The 21,137-nt window shown below is 51.5% G+C and carries 23 protein-coding genes and 1 tRNA gene; 7 read left to right on the top strand and 17 right to left on the bottom strand.

Going from position 1 to position 21,137, the window contains the following annotated elements:
- The 9 genes from TY09_RS18945 to TY09_RS11705 all read right to left on the bottom strand — a co-directional run.
- Positions 1–115: helix-turn-helix domain-containing protein (locus TY09_RS18945; protein ID WP_187119609.1), on the bottom strand; the 115-nt coding region annotated here is incomplete at its 3' end.
- A 965-nt stretch (positions 116–1,080) separates the two neighbouring features.
- A complete protein-coding gene (locus tag TY09_RS11740) occupies positions 1,081–2,457 on the bottom strand; it encodes a hypothetical protein (RefSeq protein ID WP_042434607.1) in 1,377 nt (458 codons plus the stop codon).
- Positions 2,458–2,764: 307 nt separating this feature from the next.
- Positions 2,765–4,636: an asparagine synthase (glutamine-hydrolyzing) gene (asnB, locus tag TY09_RS11735; protein ID WP_042434604.1), complete on the bottom strand. Its 1,872-nt coding sequence runs from the start codon at positions 4,634–4,636 to the stop codon at positions 2,765–2,767.
- A gap of 124 nt (positions 4,637–4,760) precedes the next feature.
- Positions 4,761–5,393 (bottom strand): CpXC domain-containing protein, encoded by a 633-nt coding sequence (locus tag TY09_RS11730; protein ID WP_009061469.1) that lies wholly within the window; start codon positions 5,391–5,393, stop codon positions 4,761–4,763.
- A 20-nt stretch (positions 5,394–5,413) separates the two neighbouring features.
- The gene (gene mnmA / locus TY09_RS11725; protein WP_042434600.1) at positions 5,414–6,481 is read right to left on the bottom strand and encodes a tRNA 2-thiouridine(34) synthase MnmA; all 1,068 of its coding nucleotides are present in this window, start codon (positions 6,479–6,481) and stop codon (positions 5,414–5,416) included.
- Entirely contained in the window at positions 6,478–6,993 is a 516-nt protein-coding gene (locus TY09_RS11720; RefSeq protein WP_009061476.1) for a flavodoxin family protein, read from the bottom strand. Before TY09_RS11720 ends, mnmA begins: the two co-directional genes overlap by 4 nt.
- A gap of 12 nt (positions 6,994–7,005) precedes the next feature.
- Positions 7,006–7,536, bottom strand: coding sequence for a hypothetical protein (locus TY09_RS11715; RefSeq protein WP_042434598.1), 531 nt, complete (start codon positions 7,534–7,536; stop codon positions 7,006–7,008).
- 149 nt (positions 7,537–7,685) lie between these two features.
- Positions 7,686–8,150 (bottom strand): ImmA/IrrE family metallo-endopeptidase, encoded by a 465-nt coding sequence (locus tag TY09_RS11710; protein WP_042434595.1) that lies wholly within the window; start codon positions 8,148–8,150, stop codon positions 7,686–7,688.
- Complete coding sequence (locus tag TY09_RS11705) at positions 8,131–8,517, bottom strand: helix-turn-helix domain-containing protein (protein WP_042434591.1); 387 nt, start codon at positions 8,515–8,517, stop codon at positions 8,131–8,133. The genes TY09_RS11710 and TY09_RS11705 overlap by 20 nt, the downstream gene beginning before the upstream one ends.
- A 357-nt stretch (positions 8,518–8,874) precedes the next feature.
- Here TY09_RS11705 and TY09_RS11700 point away from each other — a divergent pair, with 357 nt between their 5' ends.
- From TY09_RS11700 to TY09_RS11675, 6 genes are all read left to right on the top strand, one after another.
- Positions 8,875–9,111 (top strand): hypothetical protein, encoded by a 237-nt coding sequence (locus TY09_RS11700; RefSeq protein WP_042434588.1) that lies wholly within the window; start codon positions 8,875–8,877, stop codon positions 9,109–9,111.
- On the top strand, positions 9,086–9,394 hold the full coding sequence (locus TY09_RS11695; RefSeq protein ID WP_009061520.1) for a sigma-70 family RNA polymerase sigma factor: 309 nt from the start codon (positions 9,086–9,088) through the stop codon (positions 9,392–9,394). Before TY09_RS11700 ends, TY09_RS11695 begins: the two co-directional genes overlap by 26 nt.
- A gap of 77 nt (positions 9,395–9,471) precedes the next feature.
- Positions 9,472–9,548: transfer RNA gene (locus TY09_RS11690), tRNA-Arg, on the top strand.
- A 151-nt stretch (positions 9,549–9,699) separates the two neighbouring features.
- Positions 9,700–10,263, top strand: a complete 564-nt coding sequence (locus tag TY09_RS11685) for a cyclase family protein (RefSeq protein WP_042434585.1) — start codon at positions 9,700–9,702, stop codon at positions 10,261–10,263.
- Positions 10,264–10,743: a MarR family winged helix-turn-helix transcriptional regulator gene (locus tag TY09_RS11680; RefSeq protein ID WP_042434582.1), complete on the top strand. Its 480-nt coding sequence runs from the start codon at positions 10,264–10,266 to the stop codon at positions 10,741–10,743. It begins immediately after the preceding gene.
- Between the two features lie 339 nt (positions 10,744–11,082).
- Positions 11,083–11,958: a MurR/RpiR family transcriptional regulator gene (locus tag TY09_RS11675; RefSeq protein WP_009061468.1), complete on the top strand. Its 876-nt coding sequence runs from the start codon at positions 11,083–11,085 to the stop codon at positions 11,956–11,958.
- 224 nt (positions 11,959–12,182) lie between these two features.
- Here TY09_RS11675 and TY09_RS11670 read toward each other — a convergent pair whose 3' ends face one another.
- Genes TY09_RS11670 through TY09_RS11660 form a run of 3 tightly spaced genes read right to left on the bottom strand, consistent with a single transcriptional unit; the run spans position 12,183 to position 13,963 of the window.
- Entirely contained in the window at positions 12,183–12,662 is a 480-nt protein-coding gene (locus tag TY09_RS11670) for a flavodoxin family protein (protein ID WP_042434579.1), read from the bottom strand.
- A gap of 22 nt (positions 12,663–12,684) precedes the next feature.
- Entirely contained in the window at positions 12,685–13,398 is a 714-nt protein-coding gene (locus TY09_RS11665; protein WP_042434576.1) for a 4Fe-4S binding protein, read from the bottom strand.
- A gap of 1 nt (position 13,399) precedes the next feature.
- Positions 13,400–13,963 carry a PadR family transcriptional regulator gene (locus TY09_RS11660; RefSeq protein WP_042434573.1) on the bottom strand — a complete coding sequence of 188 codons (564 nt, stop codon included), beginning with the start codon at positions 13,961–13,963 and terminating at the stop codon, positions 13,400–13,402.
- A gap of 324 nt (positions 13,964–14,287) precedes the next feature.
- Here TY09_RS11660 and TY09_RS11655 point away from each other — a divergent pair, with 324 nt between their 5' ends.
- The gene (locus TY09_RS11655; RefSeq protein ID WP_042434572.1) at positions 14,288–14,788 is read left to right on the top strand and encodes a pyridoxamine 5'-phosphate oxidase family protein; all 501 of its coding nucleotides are present in this window, start codon (positions 14,288–14,290) and stop codon (positions 14,786–14,788) included.
- Positions 14,789–15,010: 222 nt separating this feature from the next.
- Here TY09_RS11655 and TY09_RS11650 read toward each other — a convergent pair whose 3' ends face one another.
- The 5 genes from TY09_RS11650 to TY09_RS11630 form a co-directional block, all read right to left on the bottom strand.
- Positions 15,011–15,439 carry a winged helix-turn-helix transcriptional regulator gene (locus TY09_RS11650; RefSeq protein WP_009061452.1) on the bottom strand — a complete coding sequence of 143 codons (429 nt, stop codon included), beginning with the start codon at positions 15,437–15,439 and terminating at the stop codon, positions 15,011–15,013.
- Between the two features lie 208 nt (positions 15,440–15,647).
- Positions 15,648–17,081 (bottom strand): aldehyde dehydrogenase family protein, encoded by a 1,434-nt coding sequence (locus TY09_RS11645; RefSeq protein WP_326520110.1) that lies wholly within the window; start codon positions 17,079–17,081, stop codon positions 15,648–15,650.
- Positions 17,082–17,126: 45 nt separating this feature from the next.
- Positions 17,127–18,170 (bottom strand): substrate-binding domain-containing protein, encoded by a 1,044-nt coding sequence (locus TY09_RS11640; RefSeq protein WP_009061504.1) that lies wholly within the window; start codon positions 18,168–18,170, stop codon positions 17,127–17,129.
- A 165-nt stretch (positions 18,171–18,335) separates the two neighbouring features.
- Positions 18,336–19,328, bottom strand: a complete 993-nt coding sequence (locus tag TY09_RS11635) for an ABC transporter permease (protein WP_009061536.1) — start codon at positions 19,326–19,328, stop codon at positions 18,336–18,338.
- The gene (locus TY09_RS11630) at positions 19,325–20,818 is read right to left on the bottom strand and encodes a sugar ABC transporter ATP-binding protein (protein WP_042434566.1); all 1,494 of its coding nucleotides are present in this window, start codon (positions 20,816–20,818) and stop codon (positions 19,325–19,327) included. The genes TY09_RS11635 and TY09_RS11630 overlap by 4 nt, the downstream gene beginning before the upstream one ends.
- Positions 20,819–21,137: the final 319 nt, after the last annotated feature.

Here is a 21,137-nt window from a genome sequence, read left to right as displayed (position 1 = left end):
TGACTGTGCTGGGGCTTCGTTTTAATGTCATGGCTATTTGCCGGATATTTTTCTTTTCCCGCCACATGAGGGATAGCTTTTTTCGCTCGTTCAGTGTAAGATGGTGGTAGCTCATAAGGGGCGCCGCCTTTCCAGTAGTAGTCTTTTCCATTCCTACTGTATCACAACGGCCTCTCTTATGGGCCCTTTTTACTCTGTTGCACTTCTTATTTTAATCCGCCTCGCAGAGAAAGTAAGTGCCCGCTCCGGCACGAAGGGCAAGCCCTGCGCCAGCAGAATCCACACGGGGAACCCATAAAGACAAAAACAATGATTACAATGGAAAGCCGTCTGCGTATAAAAACAACCAGCGCACGCGCGACAAACGGAGCACGAAGCAGAAGTTCTTCTAAGTACTCCCCCGCAGCCTACGTGCAGGTTTAACCTGCCGCGATATGTATGCGGGGGTCAACCCACCTTACAAAAAAAGCGCCGGATTATTAAAAATCCGGCGCATCCTATTCCAATGTGACAATTTTTCTCATATCTGCATTTTATCTTGCAAAAAATCCCAAATAATGGTAGGATACCCATGTAAGGCATGATTAAAGTGCAAAGCAGGAACGGAGTGCGGGAACACCCCGTCCCCTGCCTACGGAGAGACATCCTCCATAAGCAACGGCAAAGCCGCACTATGCAGACACAGTATAACTCATTTTTCCCCTTTTGTATAGGGGCTGTAGCAAGAATGAGAATCCCACCAACGCGGGAGTTGTGTATTGCACTTGGTGATTTAGGCGCTGTGTTTATGGAAACATCCCTTTTCAGGGATTCCGTAACACGCGCTTTTTTGTTGCCTTACAGGCAAGCCCCGGCACGGGCCGGAGAATTTTTTCATGAACATTCTCCCCCGAATCTCATGCTGAAACGCGATGTTCGCAGTTCATCGCCGAAATTCCGGCCCTGCCGCCCTTGTCTGTAAGAGAATCCTTCCCGCACACATCGCCCATGTGCGGATACCCGGCCATTCAGGCCGAAAGCGCCGTTCCTCAAAAGGAACGGCGCTGTTTTTTGCAGATTGAGCCTGCGCACGTTATCGGCTCAGCTCGTAAAATAGCTCAGGTTGCGGGCGGCTACGCCATGCTGCTTCACCCCGGCCGTTACCAGCACCCGGATGGAGGAATGCGTGCCGCGCACCGAGGAACTCACGGTGGTCGGGTCTGCGCTGGCCCTCAGGGCAGTAATGCGGTAATACACATCCACCAGCCCGTCGCTTCTGGTCACACGGCGCAGTTCCTTCACGGACGCGATATGCGAACGGCTGGAAGCCGTCTGTATCTCGTTGGCGGAAGCGCCGGAAAGCGTCACCTTATAATCATAAATGTTGCCGGGCGCGAACTCATAGCTCACGGTATCGATCATCACCCACCCGCTTTTGTTTGTCGGTGTAGAGCTTGATGTCACCGTCAGCGTATAGCTGGTGGTGGTTCCATTTGAGGATTTCACCGTAAACACAGACGTTCCCGCGGAAAGACCCTGCACCTGGTATTGGATGCCGCCATTTACCGCAGTGCCCGATCCCAGCACCTGCGCGACATTGGGATTGCCGGACGTTACCGTAAACGTGCCGGAGGTAGGCCTCTGAATGAAAATAGAAGCCGTTCCGCCCACCGCTACCGTGCCGGAATAGCTGCTCAGCTGCACGGAATCCGTGGTGCCGGAGCCACTGTTGCTGCCGGAGCCGGAAAGCCCCAGATTGGTGGGGGTCAGTACATAAGAGCCGCCGTTGGAAAAGCCGATCTTAAACTGATCATCGTCATTCAGTTTATACTTTGAGCCCGTCACATAAGAAAGCTTGGAACCGGAGAGCTTATACAGGTAAAAGGAATTCTTCTCCGCGTTCTCCAGATCGTAAAAGACGGGGTATGTGATTTTGGCATCGTCGCCCTTATCCACAGGGAGGATCAGCGACGTGTTTTTCGGCAGGGCCGATGTGTATTTCATCTGCAGCACCGCGCTGTTGATCGTGATGGGGTCTGAAATCGTTACAGTAGAAATGGAAGCCATCTTAAGCGCCAGATTGATGTCCGTAAGGGTGTCCATTTTGCCGCTGGTAAATTCCCAAGCGTATTCCATGTCGCCCTCTTTCGAGTAAATCTCGAATGTGGCCTTTCTGCCGCTTTTCTCAATCGCCTGCAGCGTAGATTTCGGCAGGGTGATCGAGCTCATATCCTGCACAGCCTTCGAGGTAGCGGATTCAAAATTCAGTTGAACCCTTACGTTATCGCGGTCGTTTGTCAGGATATATTCAATCTCCGAAAGCTTCGCGGCATCAAATTTAAAACTGGAAGTGCTCATTATATCAATATCTACGGTCTCCTCGTCTGTCGCGGCCTGGGCTGTCTGAAAAGGCACTGCAGTCCACATCAGCCCCAGCGACAACACTGCCGCGATCCATTTCTTCGACGCTTTTTTCATGGCTTTGCTCCTCCCTGCATTCATGCCCACTCCCCGCAGGCGTTTTTATGTAACCGATCAGATTTTATCACAAATTTCCTGTTTTTCCCTCTCATTATATATAAAATCTAACTCTGCGTCAAGGCAAAGGAGCAGCCCGCGCCGATTCTCGCCTCCCGTGATACACAGGTCAGCGTGTTCGCTTCACACTGATTTCCCGCTTAAAACACAAAAAAGAGTGCAGCAACATCGCACTCTTTTTTTGATTGATTCTCTGCCAGCGGATGCTTCCGTCATCCGGCACTTTCTTTCTGACGTGCTGCCTGTATCAATCTGCAAAGTTGGGCATATCGCCCTCTTCGTGGCCGGCTCCCTCAAAATAAACCTGGTACCACAGCAGGAACACAAACACCGTCCAGATGCGGCGGCTATAATCGCGGCGGCCCTTAAAGTGATCCTCCAGATACCGCAGAAGCTCCTCCGTGTGGAAGAACTGCTTCGCCAGATCGGACGAAAACGCATCCTTCACGATTTTATAGTACCGCTCGTCGCGCAGCCACACACGGGTAGGCACCGGGAAACCCAGCTTCTTCTTCTCAGCGGTGCGCGCGGGCAGATGCCGCAGCGCCGCCTGACGCATGGCGTATTTGGTAGTGTCGTTTTTCAGGCGCAGGCTCTTCGGAATCGCCGACGCCACACGGAACACCTCTTTATCCAGGAACGGCACGCGCAGCTCCAAAGAGTTCGCCATGCTCATACGGTCGGCTTTCAGCAAAATATCGCCCACCATCCACAGGTTGATGTCGAGATACTGCATGCGGGTTACGTCGTCCAAGTCCTTCACGCGGTCGTAATACGGCTTCGTCAGCGTCTGCGGGCGCGTCGCGATGGACGGGTCCTTGAGCAGGCGCAGCTTATCCTCGTAACCGAACATTTTAGCGTTGCCGATAAAGCTCTCGTTTGTGGGGAATTCCCCGCGCGTGATAAAGCCCTGCCCGACAAAGTGCCACGGCACCTTCTGCACCACGCGGCGCAGGAACGTGCGCAGCCACTGGGGCAGCTTATGGTAATTCCGGAATACGTCCGGCTCGTTGTAAACGGTGTAGCCGCCGAATAACTCGTCAGCACCCTCACCGGACAAAACGACCTTGACATACTCGCTCGCAAGCTTCGAAACAAAGAACAGCGCAATACAGGACGGGTCGGCCAGCGGCTGATCCATATGGTACTGCACCTTTTTGATGTTGCCCCAAAATTCCTCCGAGGTGATCAGCTTTTTATGGTGTTCCACACCGATCTCTTTTGAAAGACTTTCAGCCCAGTCGATTTCATTGTATTTTTCGCCGAAATCAAAGCCGACGGTAAAAGTTTTCTGTCCCGGGAAATACGTCGCCACATAGCTCGAATCCACGCCGCTCGACAGGAAGCAGCCCACCTCTACATCGCTGATCTTGTGGCACTCGACCGATTCCTCGAACACTTTTTCAATCCGGTCGATCGCTTCCTCTTCCGAAAGGGACTCGTCCGGGTCAAAGCGAGGCTCCCAGTAACGGGTGGTGGTCACCTTGCCGTCGCGGAACCACAGGTAATGGGCAGGCAGCAGGCAGGAAACGCCCTCAAAGAACGTCTTGGGCGGAACAGCGTACTGAAACGACAGGTAGTTGTTCAGCGTATCGTAATCCAGGCGCTTCTCAAAGCCCGGGAACTCCAGAATGCTTTTGATCTCGGAGCCGTACACAAAGTGGTCGTTGACCATGGTGTAATGCAGCGGCTTAATGCCGAAGAAATCCCGCGCGATAAACAGGGAATTGTCCTGCGTATTCCAGATCGCAAACGTGAACATGCCGCGCAGGCGGTTCAGCAAGTCTTCATGCCATTCCTCGAATCCGTGGATCAGCACCTCCGAATCCGTTTGCGTCGTAAATACATGCCCTTTTTCGATCAGCTCCGAGCGCAGCTTCTGGTAGTTATAAATCTCGCCGTTGAAGGTGAGCACCAGCGTTTTATCCTCGTTGAAAATCGGCTGGTCGCCCGTAGACGACACGTCGATGATGCTCAGGCGGCGGAATCCCATTGAGATGTCGTCCGTCTGAAAGGCGCCGCTGCTGTCCGGCCCACGGTGCGTGATTTTATCGGTCATGCTTTTCAGCACAGCCTCCCTGTCAATGATTTCACCTGTAAATCCGCATATTCCACACATAATCTGATTTGTTCCCCTTCTCCGGTTGAAAGTGTTTCCTCGCGAGGAATACTGATGTGTCTTTTCCACGCCTTCGATGGGGAAAAGACACAGATATCATTCTTTCAGTAACATCCTTCTCCGCCTATTGCTCCAGCAGCGTTCTGGCCAGCGCCAAATCCACCAGCTGAAAACCTGATTCCTGAAAATCCACACGCTCCGCGGCGCGAAGCGATTTTTCATATACCTCCAGCCGCACTCCCTGATACACCGGCTTCTCCTCTCCCCGCAGGAACATGGAAAAGCCCAGATAGTCCAGCTCTTCGCTCTCTGTTAAAAAGAATGCTTTTTCCACTCTGGTTTGCTGCTTGCGCTCGGTCAGCTCCTGCAGCGCCAGCTTGACCATTTCCAGCGCCACGTCATTCAGGCCGCTTTCAAAGATCATCACTTTTTCTTTCAGTTCGGCGGGCGTGAGCACCAGCCGCTTTTTCAGCCCGGCAAGGGCCGGATGCCGCTGCTCCGCCTCAATCACCTGCTGGGTGCGCCCCGCCGGTGAAAGGCAGATCAAAAAACCGCGCTCCTTGTCGTGATAAAGGCAGGGGTACACCATCTGCGCATGGTAATCGCAGTCCGGGCATTCCCAGTAAAACAGGGTCTCGTTTAAAATCTGCTCCCGCTGCTCCGGATCGGCCGACGCGTCGATCTCGACCCACATGCGGCTTTTGTTCACCGCCCCGCAGCCGGGGCAGCTGAGCTCTTTGGTGATGCAGGCTGCCACAATAACACCCCCGTCGCTTCTTATAAAATCGTTCCGCCGCCGATTACCAGATCATCCTGGTAGAACACGACAGCTTGTCCCGGTGTAACGGCGCGCTGCGGCTCATCGAACAGCACGCGCACCTTTCCTTTTTCATCGGGCAGCACCCGCGCGGCCGCAGGCCTTGCCTGGTAGCGAACCTTGGCCTGCACATGCAGCTCGGCCGGCGGCTCGTCAAAGGCGATCCAGTTCAGATCGCCGGCGATCAGCTCCGAAGCGTACTGGCTGCCCTCCGGCCCCAGAACGATCCGGTTGTGCTCAGCGTCGATCGCATTCACATACATCGGCTGCAGAAAACTGATGCCAAGGCCCTTGCGCTGGCCTACGGTATAATGGGTAATCCCCTTGTGGCGGCCGAGCACACGGCCCTCGGCATCCACAAAATCGCCCTCGGGCAGTTCTTTGCCCGTATATCGGTGGATGAAGCCCGCGTAATCCTTATTTTCCACAAAGCAGATTTCCTGACTGTCGGGCTTTTTTGCCACGGGGAGCCCGGCCTCCTGCGCGATGCGGCGCACCTCGGGCTTTTCCATCTCGCCCAGCGGGAACAGCGTATGCGCGAGCTGATGCTGCGTCATAGAATACAGCACGTAACTCTGATCCTTCCCTGCAGGGGAACGGTACAGCAGCCAACGGCCGTTTTGATTCTGCCGCACAATTGCATAATGCCCGGTAGCGACAGCGTCAAAGCCGAGCTGCTGCGCACGGCGCAGCATTTCTTCAAACTTTAAATACCGGTTGCAGTTGATGCAGGGGTTCGGCGTGCGCCCGGCCTGATAGTCTTTGGCAAAGGGTTCGATCACATCGCGCTCGAACTCCTCGGTGAAATTCATCACCAAATGCTCAATCCCCAGCCGATAGCAAACGCGGCGCGCGTCATCTATGTCATCCAAAGAACAGCAGCCACCGCTCTGGCTGCTGCACATGTACTCGTCCGGGCGCAGACGCATCGTCACCCCTGTTACCTCATACCCCTGCCTCTGCAGCAAAAGAGCAGCGACAGAGCTATCCACCCCGCCGCTCATTCCCAGCAGTATTTTTTTGCTCATGCTTTCTTGTCTCCGTCCTGTTCGCGCAGCTCCAGCTTTCCGTCGTCTGTCAGGCGGAACGCTTTTCGCTCCGCCTTAACATCGTAGATCAGCTCCCGCGTTGCCTGCAAGTCCAGTATATGGGGGCAAACCGCTCCGGCCTGCTCCAGCTCCTGGCGCATCAGATTCAAAGCCTCGCCGGCGCCGCCGGCGTGAGTAACGAATCCGTATACCGTCTTTCCTCGCAAATCGTATTCCCGGATAAAATCGTTCATCGCGGGCGTGATGTTGCCGGCCCAGACCGGCGACGCCACGATCAGCGTTTCATATTCGGCAATATCGGAATCCACGGGAAGAATATCGCCGCTTTTACGGCGGATTGCGTCATACACGCCCAGTGTATACGCGCTGACCAGACCCCGGTGGGCAATTTCCCTCAGCTCCACAAAATCGGCGTCCAGCGATTTTGCCATGCAGCCGCACAGCTTTTTTGTTTTCCCTGTCTGGGAAAAGCAGACGATCAATGGTTTCATGCCGGCGCTCCCTTATTCTTCTGTGGGAGGAATCACACTGCCGTCTGTCTCGTCGGCCGCTTCACCGGAGGTTTTTGTTTCGGAAGTGCTGAACTCCTCATCATACTCCGAGGCCCCGTGAGAATGGGTTCCCCCAACTCCGTCAACCCGGCGCAAATCACGCTCATCCTCGTACATATCGTCATCGTAGCTGTCGAACTCTGCGTCGTGTGCCTGGCAGGCATAGCAGTCCTCATAGTCCTCGTACTCGTCGTACTCATCCTCTTCCTCGTCGGTCAGCTCCTCCAGACGGGTCAAAGCACGATCCAGACGGCGGCGGGAATTTTCCAGGGCCAAACAGTGGCGCTCAGTCTCCTCAAGGTTTTTGTCACGCAGATTATTAAAATAGTATTTTCCCAGAGCAATATACGCGCGGTCGATGTTCTTTTCCTCACAACGTACCACAGCTTTGATCCGGTTAATCAGCGCGTTCTTTCGGTTGGCTTCCACTACAAAATCAATCGCTTTTGTCACATTGGATGCGACGGAAGATAAAATTTTCATAGCTTCTCCTTTATCCGCTGCACCGTTCCGTTTGATTTACCGGTGGCCCGGCCAGAACGGCAAATTTTTTCAATTGCTGCCCTTATTATATCGCAAAAGGCCTCGGAATAACAGAAAATTTTTGTGAATTTATTTTTAGAAACCTCTTTTCAGGAAACCAGGGCATGGCCGTCGCCCACGCAAAGGTTTACCACCCGCGCAGGCAGGCCGGAAAGCTGTGCCACACACTCCACGGTCAGCGGGCTGTACCACTCGCGCCAATCCGGCAGCCTGTCCTGCAACAAAAGGCAGGCCGCAAAATAATCCGCCTGATTCTCCAGCCGCGGCATGCACAGGTTTGTCGTTTCCGCGAGCTCAACCGCATTCGTTTTCCCGTGCAGCAGCACGTGCCCCAGCTCATGTGCACACACATACGCGCGCAGCTCCGGCGGAACGCTGAGATTCAGCACAATGGTAAAACGCTGCTGAAAGCAAAGGCAGAAGCCGTTCACCGACAGGGGCAGATCCTGCCACAACACGGGGATGCCCAAATGATCGCACAGCTCAAAAACGTCGCCGCCGCCAAATCGCAGCCTAAGTGAGCGAACCAGCCGGTCAATCCTTTGATTCGTCATTTTCTCCCTCCTCCGGAATGGCGATCGCCGCCGCCACCCGGATTGCATTCACGATTTTTTCACGGTCCGCCTCGGAAAGAGGCGCGCCGTTAAACATCAGCCCCTGCTGATTTTTCAGGATGTTCGTAAAGCGGTCAATGACGGTATTGACCTCCTGCTGGGCCTGTGATTCCTCCCGGATGCCGAGCAGCACATCCGTGCTGACATGGAACATGCGGGCCAAACGGGCCAAAAGCTCACTGTCCGGCTCGCGCCGGCCCTGCTCATACATCCCCACTGCCGAGGCGGAAATACTCAGACGCCTTGCCAGCTCTGCCTGGGTCAGACCGTATTCTGTCCGTAGTTTTTTCAGTTCCACCGAAAACATAACGCTCACCCATCCCCCAATTTCACCCCGTCCCAGCCGGGACGCACCTGCACCAGGCAGGCGGCACGCCGACCGCGCAAACGGCAAAGCCGTTTGCGGCCAGAAGCTTTGATGCGGCCATTCTACCACACACTTCGTGTTTTTTCAAGAGCAAGTTTTCAAATTTTCGCCCTGCCTGCTGTCACTGTCCCATTTATCTCCCTGTGATCATTTTATCGAACATTTGTTTTATATTTCTATTGAAGTTCGGGTATTGCTATGATATGATGAAGCCTGACAAGCTCCGGTAATTCCATTCCACTCTGCCGCGCTTTGTCATTCAAACTACACGATTTGTGTATAAAAAGGAGAAATGACATGGATTATATGAGTTGGGGAGAAGAATACCTGGAGGAGGCGCGAGCGCTCAAAGCCAGAGTCGACTATTTGCGCAAGCAGCTGAAAAACGCTACTCCCAATGAGGCCAAAGAACTGAATGAACGCATCACGCTAATGTATTCGATGTATTTAGACTGCCGCGAAACCGGGCGGCTGCTGAAAAGCTTCGCAAAAGAAAGGGGGGCGCGCCATGAAAAGGAAACGCTTATCTCTTGACCAGTTCACAGAGGGCCTTGCCGGGGTTCAGGAGTACCTTCGCCAGGGGGAATCGACAGATGCGGAATACCGCCGCATGCTGCATACGCTGCGCCGCGCCATGGAGGGCGAGCTCACCGACCGCCAGCGCCAGTGCGTACAGCTCTGTTTCTTTGAAGGCCTTACCGCGCGGCAGGCGGCACAGGAGCTTTGCATTCACGAATCAACTGTCAGCCGGCACCTGAAAAAGGCACGGCAGCGGCTGGGGCGTGTACTCCTCTACTCGTTCGATCGGCTGGAATAATGTTGACAAACGCTCTGTCCTGCTGTAAAATAAAGCAGCTAATTGCCCCGCAGGACAGAGCGGATAATTTCATATTTGTCCCCGTAGCTCAGCTGGATAGAGCGTTCGCCTCCTAAGCGAAAGGCCGTGCGTTCAAATCGCGCCGGGGACGCCAGCAGCATGATGCTGCACCCAAATCGCGCTCCTCACCTTGGTGGGGAGCGTTTTGTTCTATTCACGCGTTATAGCTTGTCCCTTTTTGTTGACACGGACACAAAACGATGTTATTATAATCATGTCCCAGGACACAAAAGGAGTGTGATCGTATGTATATCGATATTACAACAAAAATAACACCCAAAATAATCAAAGATGTGCAGGGGAACGAAACGAAGGCCCTGACCGGTCATCTTGGAACGCATTTTGATGTCATGAATAAAGAATTTCCGCTGGAATACCTGAAGAAAACAGCGGTTATTTTTGATGTAAGAAATGTGAGAGAAAGAGATATCAGCATAAAAGATATCGATCTGGATCAGATTCAAGAGCAGATGTTTGTCATTTTCCATACCGCATTCATAAAAGATGAAGGGTATGGTACAGAAAAATATTTCAAAGAGCATCCACAGCTTTCAGATGAATTAATTGATGTTCTTCTGGAAAAAAAGGTATCTATGATCGGCATTGACTTTGCAGGAGTCCGCAGAGGAAAAGAGCATACGCCCAAGGATCAGTATTGTGCGGACAGAGGAGTTTTTATCATCGAGAACCTGTGCAATCTCGGGGAAGCTTTGCGTAATGAAGCACAGGTTAAAATGACTGCATATACCTTCCCGGTAAATTATGCGGAAATGACAGGCCTTCCATGCAGGGTTGTTTTGGAGGTGTAAATGTTGTCGGAAGGGTATCGTGAATTACTGGATCAGTTTGCCGAATACTTAGAGAAACAGGAAATGCTTTCAAGACTGACTGAGGCGGATTTTCTGCACGGATACAGTTATGCGGAAATCCACTGCATCGGTATGATCGGAGAGATGGAAAATCCAACTGCTTCTAAGATTGCAGAACGGATGAAGATGACCAGAAGCGCAATCAGTAAGATGACGAAAAGGCAGATCAAAGCAAAGCTGGTTGAAAAGTATTCCCTCGATGCGAACAAAAAAGAGGTGTATTTCAGACTAACGGAGGCTGGATGGAAATTATATCAGGAGCATGAAAACAGGCACAGGCTCTGGGAGCAGAGAGATACGGAATTCTTTCAACACCATTCGGCAGAAGAGCTGAACAGAGTACTCCAATTCATGAGGGAATTTAATCAGTACCTGAGAGTGCAGATAGATAAAATAAACAACCGGCAAGTCACCGGTTGAAAATTGCAATCTCCCTTTGACGAAGGCATTCTTCAAAAAATCTTTTTCACTATTGCTCCAAAAGGCCAGCAAAGCACCCTTTGCTTCGCGGACCTTTTTGTTACGGGATATATTCCCCAGCTGCCCCGCTCTCTCAGGAATTCCTGTTACTAAAAATCATAAATTTGCAAATCATTCGAATATTATCGTTATTCCCTTTGCCGTTCATGTAAATCTATCGTTTCCACACAATTGAATCTCGCTATTCCACAAGCTGATTTCATGTTATTCGATTGACAAAATAGATCATCAATTATAAAATAAAGAGTATCATACAGATTATGGATAAGGTGTAAATATATGGAAGAATCTGCCCTTAATCAGATTATTCGAGTAAAAGACCGTCTTTCCAAAAAGCAGCGTGTGCTTTGTGAATATATCGTATTAAACTACAATCAGGTCATTACGATGTCCGTAGCGGAGCTAGCGAAAAATGCAGGTGTAGGAACCACAACGGTTATGCGCCTGATCAAAGAGCTGAATTACGAATCCTATCAGGAATTCAAAAAAGCGCTTGTGGAAGATACCATTATCCGCACCACCGAAATTTATTCCAATATGAAGCAGTCCCTGCTTGCACACCCTAAAAATGAAAAAAACACGCTGACTACCATCATGCAGATGCTCAACCGCATTGCATCCGACTTGATGGGCAGCGTAAACACGCAGCAGTTTGAAAAGTCCGTTCAAATGCTGCTGGACGCAGAGCATATTTTTCTGTTGGGTTTTCGCAGCAGTTATGCGGTCGCCAAATATTTTGAAGACTCCGTGCACATTTTCTCCAGAAAGGTCATGCAGCTTTCTGATACACAGGAATACTTATACGACTATATTTTGCACATGAAGCCGACGGACGTTTTGTTTGTGATCTCGGAATGGCCGTGCACACAAAAAACGGTAGACTTTGCGTATTTATGTCATAAAAACGGGATTCCGATCGTACTGGTTACCAATACGTTGCTTAGCCCCATGGCAAAATACGCCGACGCCACGATTTCAACGAATGTGGTCAGCTCGCGCGCAGGGCGGCTTCCGTCCATGCTGGTAATCGAAGCGTTAGTGCAGGAGCTTGGGCGCAGAACCGCTCCGCAATCGATCGAGATGCTCGATTCTTTGCAGACCGTGCTAACTGAAAACCAGATTGTCCTGTATCATGATAAAGACATCAACAATTGAATTTGGGATTTATCCGAAAGTATTTGTCGGATCCGGGTGCAGAAACACCCGCGGATATTAGATTCGCGCACATCGGTATTGATATCTAAACTTGTAATCCTAACTATAAAAAGCCGGCCCTGAAAGAGGGCCGGCTTTTTTCATGAATCACAGAATCATTCCGTCAGTGTATAAGCGAAAAACAGCCAGCAGCAGACTTGCAACAGACAATCGGGCACAGCGGGTTAAATCGCCAGTCCCTCGGCCCACTCGGCAGCTCTTAAAGAGTTTTCCTCTGGCTTTCTCTTTGGCTCAACAAAATCAATTTCACCGAAGAACTCATTTCCGGGGAGCACTTTCTTCAGCCTGGTAAAGCACTTTTCGGCTCCGCCCCCTCCATGGCTGGCAAACAGAGCGATCCGCTTTCCAGAGATTTTCGATTGGCTGATAAAGCTTTTGATTGGCGGCGCAAACGATCCGGCCCAAACAGGCGTTCCGATGATTATGGTATCATACCGGTTCAAGTCGATGCGTTCGTTTGTCAGCTCCGGCTCCTCACCGAAAATAACGCTCTTCCCTCCCCAAAAATATTTACGGAATCCCTCTGTCGGGTACTCCTTGCTTGTTTTTAGCTCGACGACATCGGCGTTTATTGTCTCAGCAATCTTTTCCGCAATCATTTTTGTGTTGCCGTTAAACGAAAAATATACCACCAGAGTGCTCATAGTCATTCTCCTTTTCCGTATGTTATCTCTGTTTCGGATACATTCCGAAGCGGATGGCTTTTTTAGGACAGCTGTCGACGCATTCAAGGCAGTTGATACATTCGAGGGAATCCATATGGCCGGATTTCACCATCTCAGCCGCATTCAGACCCATCGGACACACGCTGCTGCATTTCCCGCAGGAAACACAAGTGTCGGGAGCAGGCATCAGTCTGAATCTCGGGATGTGGAGAAGGTCCGAAAGCTTCTCGCCCGTTACCATAAACGGGGCCATCCAGCAAAGGCTGTGGCACATGCCGCGCCGGCCGGTTAGGAGTGTGAACAGGTATATGATGGACATGACGATCGCGTATATCATGATATAATGCTTATCGATATCCACAAGATACAGAAAATTCCCCTTGAGCGGGCGATTTTGGAACCAGAGGAACACGATGAATGAAATCCACACCGCCCAGATGATGTATTTGGAGAGGTTCCTCCCTTTGCTGTTCCATTTGCGGTTATTTGCACCAGAAATATAATCCTGCCATGCTCCGCCGGGACAGAGCCAGCCGCAGAAAATACGGCTGCCAAAAATGGAAAACAGCAGGAGCAGTCCGAAAACCATTGCGCTTCCGTTCACTATGCCACTTGCAGCGGACAGAACAATCACAAACGGCGACAAAAAGAAAAAGGTCAGCGGAAACATGAGTGCGGAAAAAGCAAGGATGCCTTTGCGGGCCCTTTGTCTCATGTTAGGAATCAGCTCCCCTCTCAGAAATGATTTCCTTCGCTTCAACTGCCCAGTCCCTCATTGCGGAATAGATATACACGCCGCAGAGTGCGGTCAGCTGACTGTAAAAGCAGTCAACCTCTTTCTCCTTTAACTCCTTGAACAGCTCGATATATCCGTTCATATCCTTGACCAGCTTTTCATTCCGCCCGATGAAACTGTCCAAATGCCCAAGCAGCACCTCTGGCTCCGTGTTTTGCCCAAAGGAAATCTTGAGTAAGATTTCGTACCGCAGCTTCTCGATTTCAGGCTCCTTTTGCAGCCAATCAGAAAGCTCTTTTCTGCCTGCGTCGGTAATGCTGTATACGATCTGCCCGCGTCCGTTTTCGGGCTGTGTACGATCAGAGCTGACGGCAAGCCCCTCTGCAACCAGCTTCTTAAGCGTGGGATAGATCTGACCGAAGCTCTCCTGCCAGAAATGACTGTATTCGTTCTCTATCCATTTTTTAATCGTATAACCAGTCTGCGGCATGCGCGCAAGCATCCCCAGCATGACATATTTCGATATTCCTGTATTCTCTTTCACAATATACACCTGCTTTTCTCAACCTATCCAAATGATATATCATGATGATATGTTTGTCAAGAGAGAAAAATTTAATATTCAAAAACAGAAAGACTGGAAAACCCGAATACAGAAAAGTTTTTTTCACTATTTCTGGTCCTCATAAAATGCAAAGCGATCGATCCCATCTGCGCTGTTATCGATTTACAGTTGAAAAAGGCCTGGGATTATGGTATATTTCATATTGAATTTGCCGCCGGGTAAACGTCTTTCATTCATTCCATTAGGCCATTGAAGGAATGAGTGTCAGGCGTTTTATTTTTTATACCAGAAAGAGGTACCGATATGTTTAGAGAAATGCGTCGTAAAAAACAGGCTTTATCTTTAGAAGAATGCATTCAGGTGTTGAATCGGGGAACGTCAGGTGTGTTAGCGGTATCCGGGGACGATGATTATCCCTACGCTGTTCCGCTCAGTTATGTATATCGCGACAACAAGATTTTCTTTCATTGTGCCAAAGCAGGGCACAAGCTGGATGCGATTGCTAAAAATGCAAAAGTATCGTTTTGCGTGATTGATCAGGATCAGGTGGTACCGGACGAATACACCAGCTATTTTCGAAGCGTTATTGTTTTTGGCAAAGCTCATATCTTAGAAGAGGAAGCAGAAAAAAGAAACGCCATCGATATGCTGGCCGCAAGATATGCTCCCAGTCATGAAGAAAGCCGCCTGCAGGCAATTGAAAAGGAATTTCACATCCTGTGCATGATCGAGCTTACGATTGAGCACATCAGCGGTAAAGAGGCGATCGAGCTGGTCAAAGCCAAGCGTGTTCAAGGCAATTAAAATCATGTGGCTTTCACATTTTCATCAATGGGAATATGCGGAAAAACTTGAAATCAGGGATGATGAGCAGCCTCTGGCCCTCACATCGCATCTACCGTTCCCCCTGCCTTGCCACAAAAAAAGTGCCGGAAAGAGTTTCTTTCCGGCACTTTTTCTGTTGTTGATTTTATGATACAGAAATCTCTGATTGCCGGATTCGACCGAAAGAACAAAAAACGTCTGTCAGTCCTCTTCTTCGTCGTCCTCCGCTTCCTCACAGCCGGGATCGCTCTGAACATTCTTCCTGGCCAGCTCAGCATAATACTGCATGTTCGTCTTTCCCCATTCAAACATCTCATCCACAATCGGAACCAGCGTTCTTCCAAGCTCCGTCAGGTGGTACTCGACTCTGGGGGGAACCTCATCAAATACATTCCGGTAAATAATTCCATCCTGCTCCAGCTCGCGCAGCTGCTTGGTCAGAATCCGGTTGCTGATGTTCTTAAACAGCCGGAACAGCTCGCCGTACCGAAGCGGACCCTCGTGTCCAAGGTGCCATAAAATCACAATTTTCCACTTGCCGCTCATCAGTGAGAGCGTAAGCTCTTTTTCGCAGTTATACTCTCCGTTTAAAAGCCGCTTTTGAAGACTCTGCCTTAGCGTCAGTACCAAAACAATGGCCTCCCTTTTTCTGAAGATCTTTCGTCCTCATCCTTTTTCAAAATCCGTATTACCAGTATAAGGCAATTTTATGAAAAAGTAAATAAAAATAAGGCGGATTCTCCGAATATTTTAAAGCAGGAATGCCAAACAAGACCCATTACTATTTGTAATGAGCCTTATTTGGCATTTGTCCAATCTATGCTATCACTCAGGAGGCTTATGCGCGTAAAATATTTTTCAGGATATAGGATTTTTCCTGTGTCATTTCATCCAGCGTGACGCTGATTCCTTCCCGGCCAATCCCGCTCATTTTCCACCCGCCGAAGGGCTGGTCGGTATGGCGGTAATTGCCCGAACCGTTGATGACCACGCCGCCGCACTCCAGCTGCGATGCAACGCGCATCACCCTCTTCATGTCGCGGCTCATCACACCGGCCTGCAAACCGAAAATGGTATGATTCGCAATCCGGACCGCTTCCTCTTCCGTGTCAAACCCGATGATCGGGAGCACAGGGCCGAAAATTTCCATGTTGCAGGCTACCTCCATCTCGGGTGTCACCTGATCGAGGACGGTCGGCTCAAAGTACGATTCATCATAAAGGTCGCCGCCATACAGAAGCTTTGCTCCCTGCGCCACCGTGAGATCAACCTGCCGTTTTACTTCCCGCGCGGCCTTGGGGCTGATCAGCGAGCCGAGCTCGGTCGCCTCGTCGAGCGGGCTTCCCAGCTTCAGGTTCTCCAGTCTTTGGATCACCCGTTGGATAAACTCCTCCTTAACGGAATTCTGCACCAGAAAGCGCTTCGGCGCGCAGCAGGTCTGGCCCGCATTCTGCACACGTCCCTGCACCGCATCGGCTACAGCCAGCTCCATATCGGCGTCCTCAAACACGATAAAGGGGTCGTTGCCGCCCAGCTCCAGGAAGATGCGCTTGAGGGTTTCCGCTCCGGCTTTGGCGATGCCTTTGCCAACCGCGGTGCTGCCGGTCAGGCTGATCGCGTTGATCCCGTCGCTGTTGACCAGCATATCGCCCACCACGGCGCCGCCGCCTGTGACCAGCTGCAGCACATTGCCGGGAACGCCGCACTCAAGGCAAAGCTCCACAATCTTCATAATCGTCAGGGGATTATCTGTAGCCGGTTTAATAATGACCGCGTTCCCCGCCGCCAGAGCCGCTGCCGCTTTCTGCGAGCAGAGCTCCACCGGGTAATTGAATGGGGAGATACAGGCGACCACGCCGAGCGGCTCCCGCTGGGTAAAAATCATGTCATTTTCCGTACCGATCTGATAATCCGTCATGGTTTTTCCATAGTGGTGGTTTGCGGCCTCCGCAAAACCGCGGAAAATCTGTGCGCAGACGCGGATCTCGCCGCGCGCTTCGCGGATGATTTTGCCCATTTCGGTAGAGAGGCTCACAGCGAGCTCTTCCCTGCGGGCATCGATTGCATCCGCACATTTTGTCAGAATCCTCGAACGCTCGTGAACGGGAGTCGCCGCCCAAACCCGCTTGCCGATCTGCGCCGCGTCGACCGCACGCTGCACATCCTCCGCAGTCGCCACCGGAATCGTATCAAGAAATTCCTGCGTTGCGGAATTCAGAACATCTGCGGTGGCCGCATCCCCTGCGTCGACGCGTTCTCCATTGATAAACATTTTCAATGTAAGACACCTCACCTGTCTGTTGAATTTTGTGCGGGATCAGAAGGAAGCGTTCGGGTCGTAATACTTATCCACGTTCTTCTTGCTGACGCTGACCGGATCCAGATAAATCGTTCTGGAAATGCTCTCGCCGCCGTACCATTTCAGCACGGTTTCCAGAGTCAGCGTTGCGCATTCCTTGGGGTCGTTTCTGCCGGTAGCCAAAATCTGGCCGCCCTCTTTGATCAGGCGGTACATTTCCTTCTGGCCGTCTGCGCCGACGATCACGATGTCGTTTCTCTTTGCCGCCTGAACCGCTTTGAGCGCGCCCAGCGCCATATCGTCGTTTTCGGCGACGATGCAGTTAATGGAAGGGGCTGCCATCAGCATATCTTCTGCTGCAGAAAGGCCGCCCTCCTGGTTCCAGTTGCCCCAGCCCTGTGTCAGAACCTGCACGCTGGTTTTATTGGATTTGCCAAGCTGCGTTTCAAGAATGCCCTTCATTACGCCCATTCTTCTGTCTACCCCCAGCGCGTTGCCCTGGTTCCCGCTGAGCAGGCCGATCTTGATTTCCTTATCGCCGAAGTGCTCGGCCACGTCGATGCCGACCTTGTTACCCAGCTCGTAGTTGTTCGACTGGATCATCGCAATGTAATCCGCCGTGGGGTCAGCCGTGTTATCCATAATAAACACCGCAATTCCGGCCTTGGTCGCTTCCTGTGTTGCGGGAATCACACCCTTGGGGTCTTTGGGGTTAATTACAATCACGTCGCAGCCCTTTGCGATCAGGTCCTCAATGTCGGCCTGCTGCTTCGTCATATCACCGTCGGCGTTCGCCGTAAAGCAGGTGATTCCCTGTTTGGCGCAGGCTTCCTTAAAGGAGCTTTCCTGCGTGGCAAAATACGCGCCGCCCAGCGTTTGCATCGAAAGGCCGATCTTCAGCTCTTTTACGTCCTTTTTCGTTTCCGCCGAAGAGGAAGTACCGCCCGACGGAGTCTCCGCCGGCTTTTCTCCCGTCGAAACTGCGCCCGCGCAGCCGAATAAGGATGTTCCCATCATGCAGGCTGCGAGCAGCACACCCGCCACCTTTTTCCTGTTTTTCATTACTACAATCCTCCCTATCAAATGATTCACACCTGTTTTGTCTGTTGCAGAATCCCCGCTCCGGGAAAAACGCCTTGGTAGTGCGTGGGGCGTTTTTATCCCTTTGCAGGGGAATCCAGGTATTTGAACGGCGGCACTACTCGCCGAACCCCTGCCAATGCCATGCTAATTCTTTTTGCGGCTGCCCTGCAGCAGTACCGCAACAATAATGATGATTCCCTTGATGACCTGCTGCGGGTAACCCGCCACGTTCATCAGGTTCATGATGTTGCCGATCAGCCCGAGGATCAAAACGCCTACCAGCGTATTGATCGCCGTACCGCGCCCGCCGGAAAGGCTTGCGCCGCCGATCACGCAGGCCGCGATCGCGTCCATTTCCATTCCGCTGCCGATCGTGGGCGAGCCCACCCCGGTGCGCCCGTCGCTGATGATGCCGGCAAACGCGCACAGAAAGCCCGAAATGGTATAGACCATCCACTTATAATAGTTCACCCGGATACCGGAGAGGCGCACCGCTGTTTCGTTGCTGCCAATCGCCTGCACAAATCGGCCGAAGCTGGTGTACCGGAGCAAAAACGCGATCACCACAAATACCAGAAGCGCCGTGATCACCGGAAACGGGATGGAGTACAGGGAGCCCTGGCCGAAAATAGAAACCGCCCGGCTCTGAATCGGGATCGGCGTACCCCTCGAAACGATATAGGCGATGCCGCGCGCGGCGGACATCATCGCCAGCGTAACCACAAACGGCGCCATGTTCTGAAACGCCGAAAAATAACCGGATATCATGCCGCACAGCGCCGCGAAAAAGAAGGTCAGCAGCAGCGCGACCGGCAAGCTGGTAAAGGTTGCAAAATAAGCAAACAGAACGCCGCTCAGCGCAACGACCGATCCGACCGAAAGATCGATTCCCCCGGTCAGAATCACCAGCAGCATACCCATGCTGACAATGGTAGTACCCGAAAGCTGCCGCAGCAGGTTCGAAAGGTTTTTCTGTGTAAAAAACGCGTCCGATATCGTACTTGAAATGATGATCAGCAGCAAAAGCACCACAAGAGCTATGTATTTCTTAAAAAGCTCGGAGGCACGTTCCTGCCCCGTGAATTTTCCCCGCAGTCCTCCTTGCAGCTTCAAATCGTCGCCTGCAGAATGGTTCATTTCGCATTCCCTCCAACCGCTAGTTTCATAATGTTCAGCTCAGAAAGCTCTTCCTTTTTCAATTCTCCCTTTTTTTCGCCGTTATCGATCACAATCGTGCGGTCACACATGCCGATGATCTCGTTCAGCTCAGAGGAAATGATGATCACACCTAGATTGCGTTTGGCAAACTCGTTGATCAGATTATAGATTTCGATTTTGGCCCCGACATCCACTCCGCGCGTCGGCTCGTCGAAAATAATCACCTGAGAATCGGTGTTGAACCATTTGGCCAGCACCACCTTCTGCTGGTTGCCGCCGCTGAGCTGATGCACCGCCGCATCGATGCTGTCTGTTTTCACCGTCAGCTTTTCCACAAGCGACTGTGCAAGACGGTTCTCCTGCCCCTGCCGGATGACGCCAAGAAACCCCCGAACGCTGCGGATATTCGGCATGGTGATGTTGTGTTTGATGGCAAAATCCAGCACCAGTCCCTGCTCCTTGCGGTTTTCGGGGATGAGACCGATCCCGAGCCTCACGGCGTCCTTCGGGGAATGGATCGTGACCTCTTGTCCGTTCAAATACACTTTTCCGGATTTTTTCCTGTCCGCGCCGAAAATCGCGCGCACAATCTCGCTTCTGCCGCTGCCTACCAGGCCCGAAATGCCAAGCACCTCGCCCCGGCGCACAGAAAAGCTGATCCGGCGAAAGACCTCGCCCTCCAACTCCTCCACCCGCAGAATTTCTTCGCCCATCTCTACTGCGCGCGGCGGGAACATGGTGGAAAGCTTACGGCCGATCATCAGCTCGATCACCTGGTTCATCTCCATTTGATCGCGCCGGCCCGTGCCGGTCACCTCACCGTCGCGCATGATCGTAATGGAATCGGCGACCTGAAAAATTTCTTCCATCCGGTGAGAAATGTAGATGATGCTGACCCCTTCGCTGCGCAGCTTGTTCAGCGTTTCAAACAGCGCCGCGGTCTCCTTCGGGCTCAGTACGGCGGTCGGCTCATCCAGAATCAGAATTTTTGCGTTCTGCGAAAGCACCTTTGCGATTTCGACCACCTGCTGGTACGCGACGCTCAAATCCTGCACACGGCTTTTCACGTTAATGTCGAAATTCAGACTATGTAAAACAGCTTCAGCCTTTTCGTAAAGGCGTTTCCAGTCGATCAGCTTGCCGCTGCTCAGCCGGTCCAGAAAAATGTTTTCGGCCACCGTCAAATCGCCGGCCAGTTCAAATTCCTGGTAAATGATCCCGACCCCCAGCTCTTTTCCCCGGCGCGGGGAACCGATTTCCACCGGTACGCCGTCAATCTCAATCGTTCCCTCGTCTTTCTGATAAGCGCCGGACAGAATTTTCATCAGCGTAGATTTTCCGGCTCCGTTTTCGCCCACCAGAGCATGAATTTCACCGGGCCTTACCGCAAGGCTTACGCCGCTCAGCGCTTTTACGCCTCCAAAACTTTTTTTGATCCCTTCCATCCGGACACGATACCTGTCCTCCAAGATTCTGCCTCCTTTCCCCCAAAACACAAGCACGCACGCAATTTGTTATATTTACTAAAAAAATTACCGTTTTGTTTTTAATATTATTATAATCCTCTTGAAGCGAATGTAAAGTACGCACATTTTTGTTAGTGTGATAGTTACAAAAATGTGCGTACTTTACAATGTGAAAAAATGAGGTATACTGAAATCAGAAAAATTTACAAAAAATACCATAAATGTAAATATTTTATATTTATCCTGAACAGTAAGGAGGTGATACCCATGTGCTAACTTCTTGTAAACTCAGGGACGCCTAGTTGAATGAAGCTAGAGACAA

Origin of the sequence: Faecalispora jeddahensis (assembly GCF_000577335.1) — a bacterium.
GTDB lineage: Bacteria > Bacillota > Clostridia > Oscillospirales > Acutalibacteraceae > Faecalispora > Faecalispora jeddahensis.
The sequence above is the reverse complement of the archived record's forward strand: the minus strand, read 5'-3'. Positions and strand labels throughout refer to the sequence as shown.

Excerpts from the sequence above, each read along its gene's own strand:
- TY09_RS11740 (WP_042434607.1), bottom strand. The coding sequence starts at position 2,457 with ATGAAAAAAGCGTCGAAGAAATGGATCGCGGCAGTGTTGTCGCTGGGG.
- asnB (WP_042434604.1), bottom strand. The coding sequence starts at position 4,636 with ATGTGTGGAATATGCGGATTTACAGGTGAAATCATTGACAGGGAGGCT.
- mnmA (WP_042434600.1), bottom strand. The coding sequence starts at position 6,481 with ATGAGCAAAAAAATACTGCTGGGAATGAGCGGCGGGGTGGATAGCTCT.
- TY09_RS11720 (WP_009061476.1), bottom strand. The coding sequence starts at position 6,993 with ATGAAACCATTGATCGTCTGCTTTTCCCAGACAGGGAAAACAAAAAAG.
- TY09_RS11715 (WP_042434598.1), bottom strand. The coding sequence starts at position 7,536 with ATGAAAATTTTATCTTCCGTCGCATCCAATGTGACAAAAGCGATTGAT.
- TY09_RS11710 (WP_042434595.1), bottom strand. The coding sequence starts at position 8,150 with ATGACGAATCAAAGGATTGACCGGCTGGTTCGCTCACTTAGGCTGCGA.
- TY09_RS11705 (WP_042434591.1), bottom strand. The coding sequence starts at position 8,517 with ATGTTTTCGGTGGAACTGAAAAAACTACGGACAGAATACGGTCTGACC.
- TY09_RS11700 (WP_042434588.1), top strand. The coding sequence starts at position 8,875 with ATGGATTATATGAGTTGGGGAGAAGAATACCTGGAGGAGGCGCGAGCG.
- TY09_RS11695 (WP_009061520.1), top strand. The coding sequence starts at position 9,086 with ATGAAAAGGAAACGCTTATCTCTTGACCAGTTCACAGAGGGCCTTGCC.
- TY09_RS11685 (WP_042434585.1), top strand. The coding sequence starts at position 9,700 with ATGTATATCGATATTACAACAAAAATAACACCCAAAATAATCAAAGAT.
- TY09_RS11680 (WP_042434582.1), top strand. The coding sequence starts at position 10,264 with ATGTTGTCGGAAGGGTATCGTGAATTACTGGATCAGTTTGCCGAATAC.
- TY09_RS11675 (WP_009061468.1), top strand. The coding sequence starts at position 11,083 with ATGGAAGAATCTGCCCTTAATCAGATTATTCGAGTAAAAGACCGTCTT.
- TY09_RS11670 (WP_042434579.1), bottom strand. The coding sequence starts at position 12,662 with ATGAGCACTCTGGTGGTATATTTTTCGTTTAACGGCAACACAAAAATG.
- TY09_RS11665 (WP_042434576.1), bottom strand. The coding sequence starts at position 13,398 with ATGAGACAAAGGGCCCGCAAAGGCATCCTTGCTTTTTCCGCACTCATG.
- TY09_RS11655 (WP_042434572.1), top strand. The coding sequence starts at position 14,288 with ATGTTTAGAGAAATGCGTCGTAAAAAACAGGCTTTATCTTTAGAAGAA.
- TY09_RS11645 (WP_326520110.1), bottom strand. The coding sequence starts at position 17,081 with ATGTTTATCAATGGAGAACGCGTCGACGCAGGGGATGCGGCCACCGCA.
- TY09_RS11640 (WP_009061504.1), bottom strand. The coding sequence starts at position 18,170 with ATGAAAAACAGGAAAAAGGTGGCGGGTGTGCTGCTCGCAGCCTGCATG.
- TY09_RS11635 (WP_009061536.1), bottom strand. The coding sequence starts at position 19,328 with ATGAACCATTCTGCAGGCGACGATTTGAAGCTGCAAGGAGGACTGCGG.